Origin of the sequence: Nisaea acidiphila, assembly GCF_024662015.1 — a bacterium.
Classification (GTDB): Bacteria; Pseudomonadota; Alphaproteobacteria; order Thalassobaculales; family Thalassobaculaceae; genus Nisaea; species Nisaea acidiphila.
The window spans coordinates 1,656,539-1,669,438 of sequence record NZ_CP102480.1 but is presented as its reverse complement, the minus strand read 5'-3'; the positions used below and the strand labels follow the sequence as shown (position 1 = coordinate 1,669,438).

At 62.6% G+C, this 12,900-nt stretch carries 8 protein-coding genes; 3 read left to right on the top strand and 5 right to left on the bottom strand.

Features of this window, described 5'->3' with window-relative positions; all coding sequences use genetic code 11:
• Positions 1-70: 70 nt before the first annotated feature.
• The 4 genes from NUH88_RS07655 to carA all read right to left on the bottom strand — a co-directional run bounded on the left by NUH88_RS07655 (position 71) and on the right by carA (position 5,890).
• Complete coding sequence (locus NUH88_RS07655; protein ID WP_257771129.1) at positions 71-721, bottom strand: LysE family translocator; 651 nt, start codon at positions 719-721, stop codon at positions 71-73.
• A 115-nt stretch (positions 722-836) separates the two neighbouring features.
• Entirely contained in the window at positions 837-1,310 is a 474-nt protein-coding gene (gene greA, locus NUH88_RS07650) for a transcription elongation factor GreA (RefSeq protein ID WP_257771128.1), read from the bottom strand.
• 96 nt (positions 1,311-1,406) lie between these two features.
• Positions 1,407-4,664 (bottom strand): carbamoyl-phosphate synthase large subunit, encoded by a 3,258-nt coding sequence (carB, locus tag NUH88_RS07645; RefSeq protein ID WP_257771126.1) that lies wholly within the window; start codon positions 4,662-4,664, stop codon positions 1,407-1,409.
• Between the two features lie 8 nt (positions 4,665-4,672).
• Positions 4,673-5,890: a glutamine-hydrolyzing carbamoyl-phosphate synthase small subunit gene (gene carA / locus NUH88_RS07640; RefSeq protein WP_372743550.1), complete on the bottom strand. Its 1,218-nt coding sequence runs from the start codon at positions 5,888-5,890 to the stop codon at positions 4,673-4,675.
• Positions 5,891-6,186: 296 nt separating this feature from the next.
• Here carA and NUH88_RS07635 point away from each other — a divergent pair, with 296 nt between their 5' ends.
• The 3 genes from NUH88_RS07635 to rpoD all read left to right on the top strand — a co-directional run bounded on the left by NUH88_RS07635 (position 6,187) and on the right by rpoD (position 10,638).
• The gene (locus NUH88_RS07635; protein WP_257771124.1) at positions 6,187-6,642 is read left to right on the top strand and encodes a GatB/YqeY domain-containing protein; all 456 of its coding nucleotides are present in this window, start codon (positions 6,187-6,189) and stop codon (positions 6,640-6,642) included.
• Positions 6,643-6,729: 87 nt separating this feature from the next.
• On the top strand, positions 6,730-8,583 hold the full coding sequence (dnaG, locus tag NUH88_RS07630; RefSeq protein ID WP_257771123.1) for a DNA primase: 1,854 nt from the start codon (positions 6,730-6,732) through the stop codon (positions 8,581-8,583).
• A 60-nt stretch (positions 8,584-8,643) separates the two neighbouring features.
• Complete coding sequence (gene rpoD / locus NUH88_RS07625; protein WP_257771122.1) at positions 8,644-10,638, top strand: RNA polymerase sigma factor RpoD; 1,995 nt, start codon at positions 8,644-8,646, stop codon at positions 10,636-10,638.
• Positions 10,639-10,713: 75 nt separating this feature from the next.
• Here rpoD and NUH88_RS07620 read toward each other — a convergent pair whose 3' ends face one another.
• Entirely contained in the window at positions 10,714-12,894 is a 2,181-nt protein-coding gene (locus NUH88_RS07620) for a PAS domain-containing sensor histidine kinase (RefSeq protein WP_257771120.1), read from the bottom strand.
• Positions 12,895-12,900: the final 6 nt, after the last annotated feature.

The following is a 12,900-nucleotide window of genomic DNA, read 5'->3' as shown; positions in this document are numbered from 1 at the left end:
TGAGATCAAATCGGCGCTGGGCCTTGAAATAGACGAGGGAGCGTTGCCCTGTCAAGCGGGAGCGCGGCGATCAGCTCTTGCTGGTCAGTATCTTGTAGCTGGCAAAGCAGAAGAAGCAGCCGAGTGCACCGTCGATCCAGCGCCGCATGCGGCGGTAAATTCTGACCGCGGGCTCCGTCGAGAATGCGATGGCATAGGCGAGATGGCCGATCGCCGAATTGGCGAACGCGGCCAGGACGACGACGGCGCCGACCCAGAGCGGCGTACCGGGGCCCATCGCGAGGGACATGATGGCGATCCAGGTGAGAGCCGCTTTGGGATTGGTGAGCTGGATCAGCAGGCCGCGGCGGAAGTATCCCCATCGACCGGCCGACTCGCCAAGGGAGGCAGCAGGCGCCGCCGTCACCGACAGAGCGGACCGGAACGACTTGAAGGCGAGTACGAGCAGGTAAAGCGCTCCGGCGATCTTGATCGCTGTCAGCGCCGAGGCATAAAGCGCGATCAATGCCGTCAGTCCCAGGAGCGTCAGCAGTCCCCAGGCGAGCGACCCGGCCGCTATGCCGAGCGCCAGCGCCTTTCCGGCAGCGCGGCTCGTCGACATCGAGGTGCCGATCACGGCCAGGATGTTTGGCCCGGGACTCAGCATGCCGAGCAGTGAGGCCAGATAGGCGAGGAACATCCCGGAGAGATAGGCGTCGGACATCACAGAGCCTTCATTCATAATTCGATGCGTGACGTAGTATGAATCAGGCTGCGGGAGATGCAAGTGCCAGTGCAAAACAAAGCGGGGGAACCGAACCGGTTCCCCCGCCAAGCGTTTAAGATCCGAGGCCGGGCTACATGATCGCGATGCTGAGGATCTCGTAGCTCTTCGAGCCGCGCGGGGTCGTGACTTCGACGCTTTCGCCGACTTTCTTGCCGATCATCGCGCGTGCGATTGGGGAGGAAGTCGAAATATAGCCTTTCGAGATATCGGCCTCGTAGGGGCCGACGATGGTGAAGGTCTGTTCTTCGTCCGTATCCTCGTCGGCGACCTCGATCACGGTGCCGAAGGTGACGGTGTCGCCGCCCAGCTTGGAGGTGTCGATCACCTCCGCGCGGCTGGTGACATCCTCAAGTTCGAGAATCCGCCCTTCGATGAAGCTCTGGCGCTCGCGCGCGGAATGATATTCGGCGTTCTCTGACAGATCGCCATGTTCACGCGCTTCGGAGATGGCCTTGATGATTTCCGGCCGTTCCACCGACTTGAGCTGCTTCAGCTCAGCCTGGAGCTTTTCCAGCCCCTGCGCGGTCATCGGAACTTTTTCCATTTAACCGACCTCGGTTATTCACTCAATTCGCTCAATAATGCGCTACCGCCCTTCCGAAGAAGAGTCGCCGGTGGCGCCCGGTCCTACCGCCGGTCGTCAGAACGATCCGCTGAGATAGGATTGCAACGGTGCGACTTCAAGGCGGCCGGCACGCAGCGCTTTCATGGCATGAACCGCCGCTTTGGCCCCTTCGACCGTCGTGTAATAGGGAATATTGTGGGTCAGCGCAGTCTGACGCAAGCTGAAACTGTCCGCGATGGCCTGCGCTCCCCCGGTCGTATTGAACACCAGATCGACATGCCCGGAGAGCATGTTGTCGACGATGTGCGGCCGGCCTTCGAGCACCTTCTTGGTGCGGTCGACCCTGAGGCCGGCGGCCTTGAGCGTGTTCGCCGTGCCTTCGGTCGCGAGCAGCAGATAACCCATATCGGCGAGTTCCTTGCAGACCTCGACGACCTGGTCCTTGTCCTCGTCGCGCACCGAGACGAAGACAGTGCCTGCTGTCGGAAGATGCGTGCTCGCCGCCATCTGGCTCTTGGCGAAGGCGCGGCCGAAATCGGTGTCGATCCCCATCACTTCGCCGGTCGATTTCATTTCCGGGCCGAGAATGATGTCGACGCCGGGGAAGCGGTTGAACGGGAAGACGGCTTCCTTCACCGCGACATGTTTCGGCATCTCGTTCGGCAGGTTGAAATCGGCCAGCTTCTCGCCCGCCATGACCCGGCTGGCGATCTTGGCGATCGGCACGCCGGTTGCCTTGGCGACGAAGGGAACGGTCCGGCTGGCACGCGGATTCACCTCGAGGATGAAGACGGCGCCGTCCTTGACCGCGAACTGGGTGTTCATCAGTCCGACCACCTTCAGTCCTTCCGCCAGCAGGGTGGCCTGGCGGCGGATCTCCTGGATAACGGTTTCGGGCAGGCTTTGCGGCGGAAGGGAGCAGGCGCTGTCCCCGGAATGGATCCCGGCTTCCTCGATATGCTCCATGATGCCCGCGATATAGACCTCGCTGCCGTCGGAGAGGCAATCCACGTCGACCTCGACGGCGCTCCGCAGGAAGCTGTCGATCAGCACCGGGTTCTTGCCCGAGACCTTGACCGCCTGCTCCATATAGCGCTTCAGCTGCGCCTGTTCGTGCACGATTTCCATCGCGCGGCCGCCGAGCACGTAGGACGGGCGGATGACGACCGGGTAGCCGATCTCGTGCGCCACCTTCTCCGCGTCCTCAAGCGAGAAGGCGGTGCCGTTCGCCGGTTGGCGCAGGCCGAGATCGTTCAGCAGCGCCTGGAAGCGCTTGCGGTCCTCGGCAAGGTCGATCGCGTCCGGCGAGGTGCCGAGAATCGGGATGTCCGCGGCCTCGAGCGCATGGGAAAGCTTCAGCGGCGTCTGCCCGCCAAGTTGGACAATGACACCCTTCACTTTGCCGTTGGTTTGTTCCTTGCGGACCAGTTCGATCACGTCCTCGGCGGTCAGCGGCTCGAAATAGAGCCGGTCGGAGGTGTCGTAGTCGGTCGAGACCGTCTCCGGGTTGCAATTGACCATGATGGTCTCGTAGCCGGCCTCGGAGAGGGCGTAGGCGGCGTGGACGCAGCAATAGTCGAACTCGATGCCCTGGCCGATCCGGTTCGGGCCGCCACCGAGGATAATGACCTTCTCGGCATCGGTCGGCTCGGATTCGCATTCCGGCGCCTCGTAGCCGTCACTCTCGTAGCAGGAGTACATGTAAGGCGTGTCCGAGGGGAACTCTGCAGCGCAGGTATCGATGCGCTTGTAGACCGGACGGATGTCCAGCGCGTGCCGGGCCGCGGTGACGTCTCCTTCTTCCTTGCCGGTCAGTTCGCCGAGGCGGGTATCGGAGAAGCCCATCTTCTTCAGCCGCGCGAAATCCTTCGCTGCGGCGGGCAGGCCGGTCTCGCGCACATCTGCCTCGGCCGCGACGATTTCCTGGATATGGCGCAGGAACCATGGGTCGAAATGGCTCGCGTTGCGGATCTCCTCGAGCGAGAGACCGAGGCGGAAGGCCTGCGCGATACGCAGCAGCCGGTCCGGCGCCTGCTCGCTGAGGGCCGCCAGCACCCGTTCCTTGTCGACATCCTCGCCGTTGATGCCGGGAATCTCGACCTCGTTGAGACCGGTGAGGCCGGTCTCCATGGAGCGCAGGGCCTTCTGCAGGCTCTCCGGGAAGCTCCGGCCGATCGACATCGCTTCGCCGACCGATTTCATCGCCGTGCTGAGCAGCGGCGTGGTGTTCGGGAACTTCTCGAAGGTGAAGCGCGGGATCTTCGTGACCACGTAATCGATGGTCGGCTCGAAGCTCGCCGGGGTCAGGCCGCCGGTGATGTCGTTCTTCAGCTCGTCGAGCAGGTAGCCGACCGCGAGCTTGGCCGCGATCTTGGCGATCGGGAATCCGGTCGCCTTGGAGGCGAGCGCGGAGGAACGGGAGACGCGCGGGTTCATCTCGATGACGATGAGCCGGCCGTTTTCCGGATTGACCGCGAACTGCACGTTGGAGCCGCCGGTCTCAACCCCGATCTCGCGCAGCACGGCGATCGAGGCATCGCGCATCCGCTGATATTCCTTGTCGGTCAGCGTCAGGGCCGGGGCGACGGTGATGCTGTCGCCGGTATGCACGCCCATCGGGTCCACGTTCTCGATCGAGCAGATGATGATGCAGTTGTCCGCCTTGTCGCGGACGACCTCCATCTCGTACTCCTTCCAGCCGAGAACGCTTTCCTCGACCAGCACGGAATTGACCGGCGAGGCGCGCAGGCCGTTGCGGATGATCTGTTCGTATTCCTCGACATTGTAGGCGACGCCGCCGCCCTCTCCGCCGAGAGTGAAGGACGGTCGCATGATGGCCGGCAGGCCGACATGCTTCAGTGCGTCCATCGCCTCCTCGACCGAGTGGACGAGGCTGGAGCGGGGCGAGTTGAGGCCGATCTTGTCCATCGCGTCGCGGAACAGCAGCCGGTCCTCGGCCTTCTCGATGGCTTCGAGCTTGGCGCCAATCAGCTCTACGCCGTACTTATCCAGGGTGCCGTCCTTGGAGAGGGCGATCGCGGTGTTGAGCGCGGTCTGCCCGCCCATGGTGGGCAGGAGGGCGTCCGGCTTTTCCTTCTCGATCACGCGGGCGACCATTTCCGGGGTGATAGGCTCCACATAGGTGGCGTCCGCGAGGCCCGGGTCGGTCATGATCGTCGCCGGGTTCGAGTTCACCAGGATGACCCGGTAGCCTTCTTCCTTAAGGGCCTTGCAGGCCTGCGCGCCGGAATAGTCGAACTCGCAGGCCTGGCCGATGACGATCGGGCCGGCGCCGATGATCAGGATCGATTTGATATCTGTACGTTTGGGCATCGGACCGCTCAGTTCTTGTCGTCGATGAAATCGACGAAGCGTTGGAAGAGATAGTGGCTGTCCTTCGGCCCCGGCGAGGCTTCGGGGTGGTACTGGACGGAGAAGACCGGGCGGCCGGAGAGGCGGATGCCCTCGATGGAGCCGTCGAAGAGCGAGCGATGGGTGATCTCGACGCCCTCCGGCAGGCTGCCCTCGCTGATCATGAAACCGTGGTTCTGCGAGGTGATCTCGACCTTGCCGGTGGTCAGGTCCTTCACCGGATGGTTCGCGCCGCGGTGGCCCTGATGCATCTTCTCGGTCTTGGCGCCGAGCGAGAGGGCGAGCATCTGGTGGCCGAGGCAGATGCCGAAGACCGGCTTGCCGCTCTCGACCAGCGTCTTGATCTCCGGCACAGCGTACTCGCCCGTCGCGGCCGGGTCGCCCGGCCCGTTGGCAAGAAAGATCCCGTCCGGCTCGTGCGCCAGCACGTCCGCCGCCTTGGTGTCGGCCGGAACCACCGTCACCTTGCAGCCGAGCGAGGCGAGGTTGCGCAGGATGTTCCGCTTGGCGCCGAAATCCATCGCCACGACATGGCGCTTGATCGCCGGCTCGGCCTCGAAACCGTCCTCGCCGTCGACGCCGGTCCGGGCGAATTCCCAGGTGCCCTCGCGCCAGCTGTAGGTCTGCCGGCAGGAGACCTGGATCGCGAGATCCATGCCCTCGAGGCCGGGCCAGTCTTGCGTCTTTCGCCAGAGCGCGTCGAGATCGAACGTGCCGTCGGGCACATGGGCGAGACAGCCGGTCGGGGCGCCGCCGTCGCGGATCCGCCGGGTCAGTCGGCGCGTGTCGACACCGCTGATGCCCGGGAGGTCGAAGCTCTTCAGCCAGTCGTCGAAATGCCGTTCGGCGCGGTAGTTCGAAGGCTCCGTCATGTCGGCGCGCAGCACCAGGCCGAGAGCTGCCGGCGTGGTTGTCTCCACATCCATTGAATTGGCGCCGACATTGCCGATATGGGGGAAAGTGAAGGTGATGATCTGACCGGCATAGGACGGGTCGGTCATGATTTCCTGGTAACCGGTGAGCGAGGTATTGAAGCAGACCTCGCCGACGCGCATCGTCGCCGCTCCCAATCCTCGGCCCCAGAAAAGGGTCCCGTCCGACAGCATCAGAACGGCGGTGGCGCCGTCCGGAACTGTCACGGAGGAGAAGTCGGGTTTGGCTTGGTCGGCGTTCGAAGGCTGCGCCATCGCTGTCATCCTCGGCAAATCGCTGCGGTTCCGGCACACGTGAACCGCGGAGGATCGCATGGATATCCGCTTGGCAGACAGATTCTTTGTCTTCGGGTCGGGCCGGACGCTTCGAAGGCGACTTGATAAAGAATGCCGGACGCGAGGTCAAGGGCGTTATTTTTGATATAATTAAGCAATTTCAATGTGTTAATAATTGAGCCTTGCGTTTTATGCCGCGATGGAGATGGTGTAGCCGAATTCGCGAGCAGGTCTGACGAGAAACCCGCCGCGAAATGGCTAGGGGTAAGATTCAAATGATGCGTGCCGCGTTCAACGATGCCTTGAAAGAGGCTCTGAAAGAGAAGGATCAATGTGCCGTCAGCACGATCCGTCTGATTCTGGCGGCCCTGAAAGACCGTGACATTGCCGCGCGCGGCAATGGCAAGACGGAAGGGATCGGCGAGGACGAGATCCTCGGAATGCTGCAGACCATGCTCAAACAGCGGAACGAGTCGATCCGCATGTACGAGCAGGGCGGCCGCCTGGAACTGGCAGAGCAGGAAAAGGCCGAGATGGATGTCATCCGGCGTTTCATGCCGCAGCAGCTTGACGAGGCCGAGATGAATGCCGCGGTCGAATCCGTCGTGAAGGAAATCGGCGCCAAGGAGCTCAAGGACATGGGCCGGACCATGGCCGCTTTGAAAGAGCAGTATGCCGGCCGCATGGATTTCTCCAAGGCGAGCGGCCTCGTCCGGCAGATGCTGGCGTAACCGGATCGTCTCCCGGATTCCTTTGACCGTTCAGACCCTCGGGTTCACAATCCTTGCCCCTTGGGCAAGGATTGACCGACGTATTCCATGAGCTTTCCGCCGCAATTCCTTGACGAATTGAGGACCCGGCTTCCGGTTTCGGAAATCGTCGGAAAACGCGTCACGCTGCAACGGCGCGGCCGGGAGTTTCTTGGCCTCTGCCCGTTCCATTCGGACAGCAAGCCGTCGATGAACGTGGTCGACGACAAGAACTTTTATCACTGCTTCGCCTGCGGAGCGCATGGCGACATCATCAAGTTCGTGATGGAGACGGAAGGGCTCGCCTTTCCGGAAGCGGTGGAGAAACTCGCCGATCTCGCCGGGCTCGAGGTGCCGAAGGAAAGCCCGCAGGACCGCGAGCGGGCAAAGCGGCGGGACACGCTGCACGACGTGCTGGAACATGCCTGCAAGTGGTTCGAGCAGAAGCTGGTCGGGCCCGGAGGCGCCGAGGCGCTGGATTATCTGCGCTCGCGCGGACTTACCAAGGAGACCATCGCGCGTTTCCGTCTCGGCTGGGCGCCGGACGGGCGGACGCTCTTCGCCCAGTCGATGAAAGCGGAAGGCGTGAACGAGGCGCTGCTGCTGGAAGCGGGGCTGCTGCGCAAGCGCGAGGACGACGGAGCGGTTTACGATTACTTCCGCGGCCGGATCATGTTCCCGATCACCGACCGGCGCGGCAGGGTGATCGCCTTCGGTGGGCGCATCCTCGGGGACGGGCAGCCGAAATACCTGAATTCGCCCGACACCCCGGTCTTCCATAAGGGGCGTGTGCTCTACGGTCTCGCGCAGGCCCGCGAAGCCGCCCGAAAGGCCGACGAGATCATCGTCGCCGAAGGCTATATGGACGTGATCGCGCTTTCGCAGGGCGGGTTTCCGCAAGCCGTGGCGCCGCTCGGCACCGCGCTGACCGAAGACCAGATCGCCGAGCTCTGGAAGCTCGCCTCCGAACCCGTCGTCTGCTTCGACGGCGATACCGCCGGCATGCGCGCGGCGGGCCGCGCTGCCGACCGGGTGCTGCCGATGCTGAAGCCGGGCCATTCTCTGCGTTTCGTCACCCTGCCGCAGGGAGAGGATCCGGACGACGTGATCAAGAATCACGGCACCAAGGCAATGCGGGAGTTGCTGGATGGGGCCGTGCCGCTCTCCGATTTCATCTGGCGTCAGGAACTCGCGGCCCAGCCGGTGACCACACCGGAACGGGTCGCGGATTTCCAGCGCCGGATGCGGGCCCGGGTGCGCGAGATTGCAGAGCGCACCGTTCAGGAAAGCTACTCCGACCATATCGAGAACCGGATCCGGGAGATGCGGCGGGCGGGCAGGCAGAGCGGCGGCCCGGGGCGCGGCCCCCGGCGCGGCGGGTTCGCCGATGCCTATCAGGGCGCGCAGATCTCGCAGGGGCACCGGACCAACGTGCCGTCGGTCATGGCGCGCCGTCAGCAGCAGATCGTGCTGTCTGCGCTGCTTAACCATCCGGCCCTGATCGACGAGCTCGGGGAGACGATCGGCGTGCTGGCCTTCGACGATCCCTTCCTTGACAAGCTCCGGCAGCAAATCATAGAGATTGCGCTCGCCGATCCAGGCCTTGACTCGGACGGGTTAATCGCCCATTTGACGCGGTTGGGGTTGTCGGATGCCTGCAATGGGCTTCTTAGTGGGGAAACATTAGGTCACGCGGCCTTTGCGCGGCGGGAAGCGCCGCTTTCCAAGGCGCGCGCGGGACTGACGGAACTGCTGGCTCGTATCGGAAAGTCTCAACTTGAGGCACAGTTGGCCGATGCCGAACGGGCGGTGGCGGAGGAATTTAGCGAAGCGAGTTGGAACCGGCTGGCGTCATTGAGATCGGCGCTGGCGTCTCTGAATTCCAGCGCGGCGCTTGAGGAAACCGACCTCGGTCGGACGTGATATAACGGCATGCCGCTCCGGGGTGGGAGCGGAGGCCACATTGGAGAGGTCGACGAGCGAATGGCGAAACAGTCGCTGGCGAACGAAGACGAGAACCGGGACCGCGAGGAAAACTCCGACGGTCCGCTGATCGACAATGTCAATCAGACCGTCAAGAACTTGATCAAGAAGGGCAAGGAGCGCGGCTACCTCACCTATGACGAGGTGAACGCGGCACTGCCCCAGGAGGAGATGTCCTCCGAGCAGATCGAGGATGTGATGTCCGCACTGAGCGAGATGGGCGTCAACGTCGTCGAGAACGAAGAGCAGGAAGACAGCGGCACCGAGTCCAAGGACGAGGACGAAAAGAGCCCGACCGGCAATGTCGCGGACGACGATGTCGGCCGCACCGACGACCCGGTCCGGATGTATCTCCGCGAGATGGGCAGCGTCGAGCTGCTTTCCCGCGAGGGCGAAATCGCCATCGCCAAGCGTATCGAGGCCGGCCGCGAGATGATGATCGGCGGCATCTGCGAGAGCCCGCTCACCATCAAGGCCCTGATCCAGTGGCGCGATGCGCTGAAGGAACAGAAGGTCCTGCTGCGCGACGTTATCGACCTTGACGCCACCTACGGCGGCTCGCCGGACGGCGCCAACGACGATGACGAGAACGGCGAGGACAGCGACGCCGAAGCCGGCGAGACCAAGGACGAAGAGGAAAAGACCGAGGACGGCGACGAGGAGAAATCCTCGGACGAGTCCGCCGAGTCTTCCGACGACGACGATGAGGATGACGGCGAAGAGAACAACATGTCTCTCTCCGCCATGGAAGCGGCTCTCACGCCCCAGGTGCTTGAGACCTTCGACCAGATCGCCGACACCTACGGTAAGCTGAAGAAGGTCCAGGACAAGCGTCTGCAGCGCCTGCAGAAGGGCGAGGAGCTGACCGCCCAGAGCGAGCGTCGCTACGAGAAGCTGCGGGACGAGCTGGTCGACCTCATGGAAGGCGTCCGCCTCAATAACGGCCGTATCGAAGCGCTTGTCGAGCAGCTCTACAACCTGAACCGGCACCTGACCGGCATGGATATGCGGATGCTCAAGATGGCGGAGAAGGCCGGTGTGGACCGGGCCGCCTTCCTGAAAGAGCATTTCGGCAACGAGCTCGATCCGGACTGGAGCGATCGCGTCGGCGGGCTTTCCGGCAAGGGCTGGGGCAAGTTCGTCGAGAAGAACGCGGCCGAGATCGCGAAGCTGCGCGACGGCATGGCGGCGATTTCCGAGGATGCCGGTCTGCCGATCAACGAGTTCCGCCGCATCGTGCAGACGGTGCAGAAGGGCGAGCGCGAGGCGAGCCGGGCGAAGAAGGAAATGGTCGAGGCGAACCTGCGTCTCGTGATCTCCATCGCCAAGAAATACACCAACCGCGGCCTGCAGTTCCTCGACCTGATCCAGGAAGGCAATATCGGCCTGATGAAGGCGGTCGATAAGTTCGAATACCGCCGCGGTTACAAGTTCTCGACCTATGCCACCTGGTGGATCCGGCAGGCGATCACTCGTTCGATCGCCGACCAGGCCCGGACCATCCGCATCCCGGTGCACATGATCGAGACGATCAACAAGCTGGTCCGCACCTCGCGCCAGATGCTGCACGAGATTGGCCGAGAGCCGACCCCGGAAGAGCTCGCCGAGAAGCTGGTCATGCCGCTGGAGAAGGTCCGCAAGGTCCTGAAGATCGCCAAGGAGCCGATCAGCCTCGAAACGCCGATCGGCGACGAGGAAGACAGCCATCTCGGCGACTTCATCGAGGACAAGAACGCGGTGCAGCCGCTCGACGCGGCGATCCAGGCGAACCTGCGCGAGACCACGACCCGCGTGCTCGCCAGCCTGACCCCGCGCGAGGAACGCGTGCTGCGCATGCGTTTCGGCATCGGCATGAACACCGACCACACTCTGGAAGAGGTCGGTCAGCAGTTCAGTGTCACCCGCGAGCGCATCCGCCAGATCGAGGCGAAGGCGCTCCGGAAACTGAAGCATCCGAGCCGTTCGCGGAAACTCCGGAGCTTCCTCGACTACTGATCCGAAACCGGAACCGGACACGATATCTTATCGGGTATCGGACGAAGGCGGCGTCCTCGGGGACAGCCGCCTTCTTCATTTTGCGGGTGCCTGTTCCGCTTCCGCGGCCTGTGGCGGGGCCGTAACCGAGCGGGAGGCAGGAAACAGGATGGAAATGGTCGTGCCTGCCCCGGGGGCGCTGTTGCATTCCAGGTCCGCGCCATGCAGTTCCACCAGCCGTTTGACGAGCGCGAGACCGAGCCCTGCACCCTCCGCTTTTCGGACCATGCTGGAGTTGCCCTGCATGAACGGCTCGAACGCGTGGGCCAGCGTCACCTCATCCATGCCGATACCGTCATCCGTCACGATAAATCGAATGCGCCCGTCGTCCTGAACCTGACCGGTCAGGGAGACATGGCCGCCCGCAGACGTGAACTTGACCGCGTTTGTCAGCAGGTTGATCAGGATCTGACGGATGCGCCGGGCATCCGCTTTCAGGGCTCGGCCGCGCATGTCGATATCGGAACTCAACTCGATACCCGCATCGGTCGCCTGATCGCGGATCATGCGTATGCAGGACTCGCCGAGATCCTCGATGTCCAGGGCTTCTTCATGCACGGTTTCCTTGCGGGACTCGATGACCGAAAGGTCCAGGACGTCGCCGATGAGGCTGAGCAGGTGGGTTCCGCTGGACTGGATGTGCTTTGCGTAATCCACATAGTTCCGGTTCTCGATCTTGCCGAGGACCTCGCCGCCGATCATTTCGGAAAACCCGATGATCGCGTTCAACGGTGTCCGCAACTCGTGACTGACCCCTGCCAGGAAGCTGGTTTTCGCCGAGTTGGCGAACTCCGCCTCCTCTTTCGCATGGCGCAGGGCGATCTCCGCCTTCTTGCGGTCGGTGATATCGGCGAGGATGGTGCAGTGCGCGTACGTCTCGCCGGCCTCGCTCCTGAGCGGAAACATGGCGGCCAGACAGGCGCGTTCCCCGTACGGCGTCGGGACCAGGACCTCGCGGGACCGGCCGGTGCGGCCCTTTCCGAAGGACGCCTCGAACGCCTGAATCTCTGTGACGAACGCCGGATCGAACAGATCACCGTCCTTCGCGCCGATCACCTGGTCTCTTTCCAGGCTGAACATGGACAGGAACTCTTTGTTCGCGATGAGATATCGTCCGTCCAGATCCTTGGCGATGATTGCCGACGGGGCCCTGTCGATCACTTCCGTCGCTCTGTGCTCGCTCGCCCGAAAGGCGTCGAAAACGCGTTCTATGGCCTCTCCCAGCGAATTGAAATCGCGTATTCGGCCTGGTTTGAATTGCGGAATATTGCTCTTGCCCTCCAAGGCGGCACCGATCGCGTCGGCATAGTCGGTCAGTTGGGAGAGCGAGCGCTTGGTGACCTGTTTGATGAATAGGCTGAGCGCCAGCGAAAGGACGAGGATCAGACCGATAAGGACGGGAAGTAGCTGAAAAAACGTCCCTCTCAATTCCTGGACCGGGTTCGACTCACGCAAGGCTCTCAGCGTTATCGGATGCCTCGTCTCGGCAATGGATATTGGAAGAACTATTTCCCTTCCGCGTTCGGGTTCCGCGCCTCCCGGTTCGAAGTGACGTTTACCGTCATTCGAGACCTCGATGACGATGTCGCCATCGATCGAGAGAGCGGCGGCATGAAGTTCCGTATCGCCTAGAAGACCTCGAAAAACATACGGGTTGTCGTTCAGGACGAGCCCGCCATACAGGTTCGCGATCACCGCTCCGGTTCCCGGATCGATGATCCGAAATCCGTCCAGTAAAGCGTAAATCCCTGTTTGTCCGCCTGTCTCGGAATAACGCAGCTGCGGGACGGTAGGCACCGGCTCGGTCGCCAGGGTGGCAACCATAGGCCCGGTTTCGTGGAGGGCCGAACTTACGTCGATGATCGTGTCCGATCCTTCCGGAACGATGAAAAGAATATCGAGCTGTCCATTGTCGCGATCGAAATACGCCCAGCTCAGGATCCGCTCGACTCTCTGGTGGGTGTCTTCTTTCAGCGCGCCGAGAAGCTCGCCATTATGGGACAAGGCCCTCAGGAAAGTCCTGAGCTCCCCCAATTCCGTGGCGAAATGCAGCTCGGCGATACTTTTGTAATGCTGGTCCTGCCGTTCGAACTCGGCGTCGAAGGATTTTTCCGCGAACAGATAGCCAAACCAGACGATGGCGGTCGTGATTGCCAGCAATGCGCCAAAGGACGCCGCCGCGACGATCGTTGCGTATCTGAAGTTACCGAACGGCAAGTACCG

What these genes read in the sequence shown, in the direction of transcription:
- NUH88_RS07655 (WP_257771129.1), bottom strand. Translation starts at nt 721, where the DNA reads ATGAATGAAGGCTCTGTGATGTCCGACGCCTATCTCTCCGGGATGTTC.
- greA (WP_257771128.1), bottom strand. Translation starts at nt 1,310, where the DNA reads ATGGAAAAAGTTCCGATGACCGCGCAGGGGCTGGAAAAGCTCCAGGCT.
- carB (WP_257771126.1), bottom strand. Translation starts at nt 4,664, where the DNA reads ATGCCCAAACGTACAGATATCAAATCGATCCTGATCATCGGCGCCGGC.
- carA (WP_372743550.1), bottom strand. Translation starts at nt 5,890, where the DNA reads ATGGCGCAGCCTTCGAACGCCGACCAAGCCAAACCCGACTTCTCCTCC.
- NUH88_RS07635 (WP_257771124.1), top strand. Translation starts at nt 6,187, where the DNA reads ATGATGCGTGCCGCGTTCAACGATGCCTTGAAAGAGGCTCTGAAAGAG.
- dnaG (WP_257771123.1), top strand. Translation starts at nt 6,730, where the DNA reads ATGAGCTTTCCGCCGCAATTCCTTGACGAATTGAGGACCCGGCTTCCG.
- rpoD (WP_257771122.1), top strand. Translation starts at nt 8,644, where the DNA reads ATGGCGAAACAGTCGCTGGCGAACGAAGACGAGAACCGGGACCGCGAG.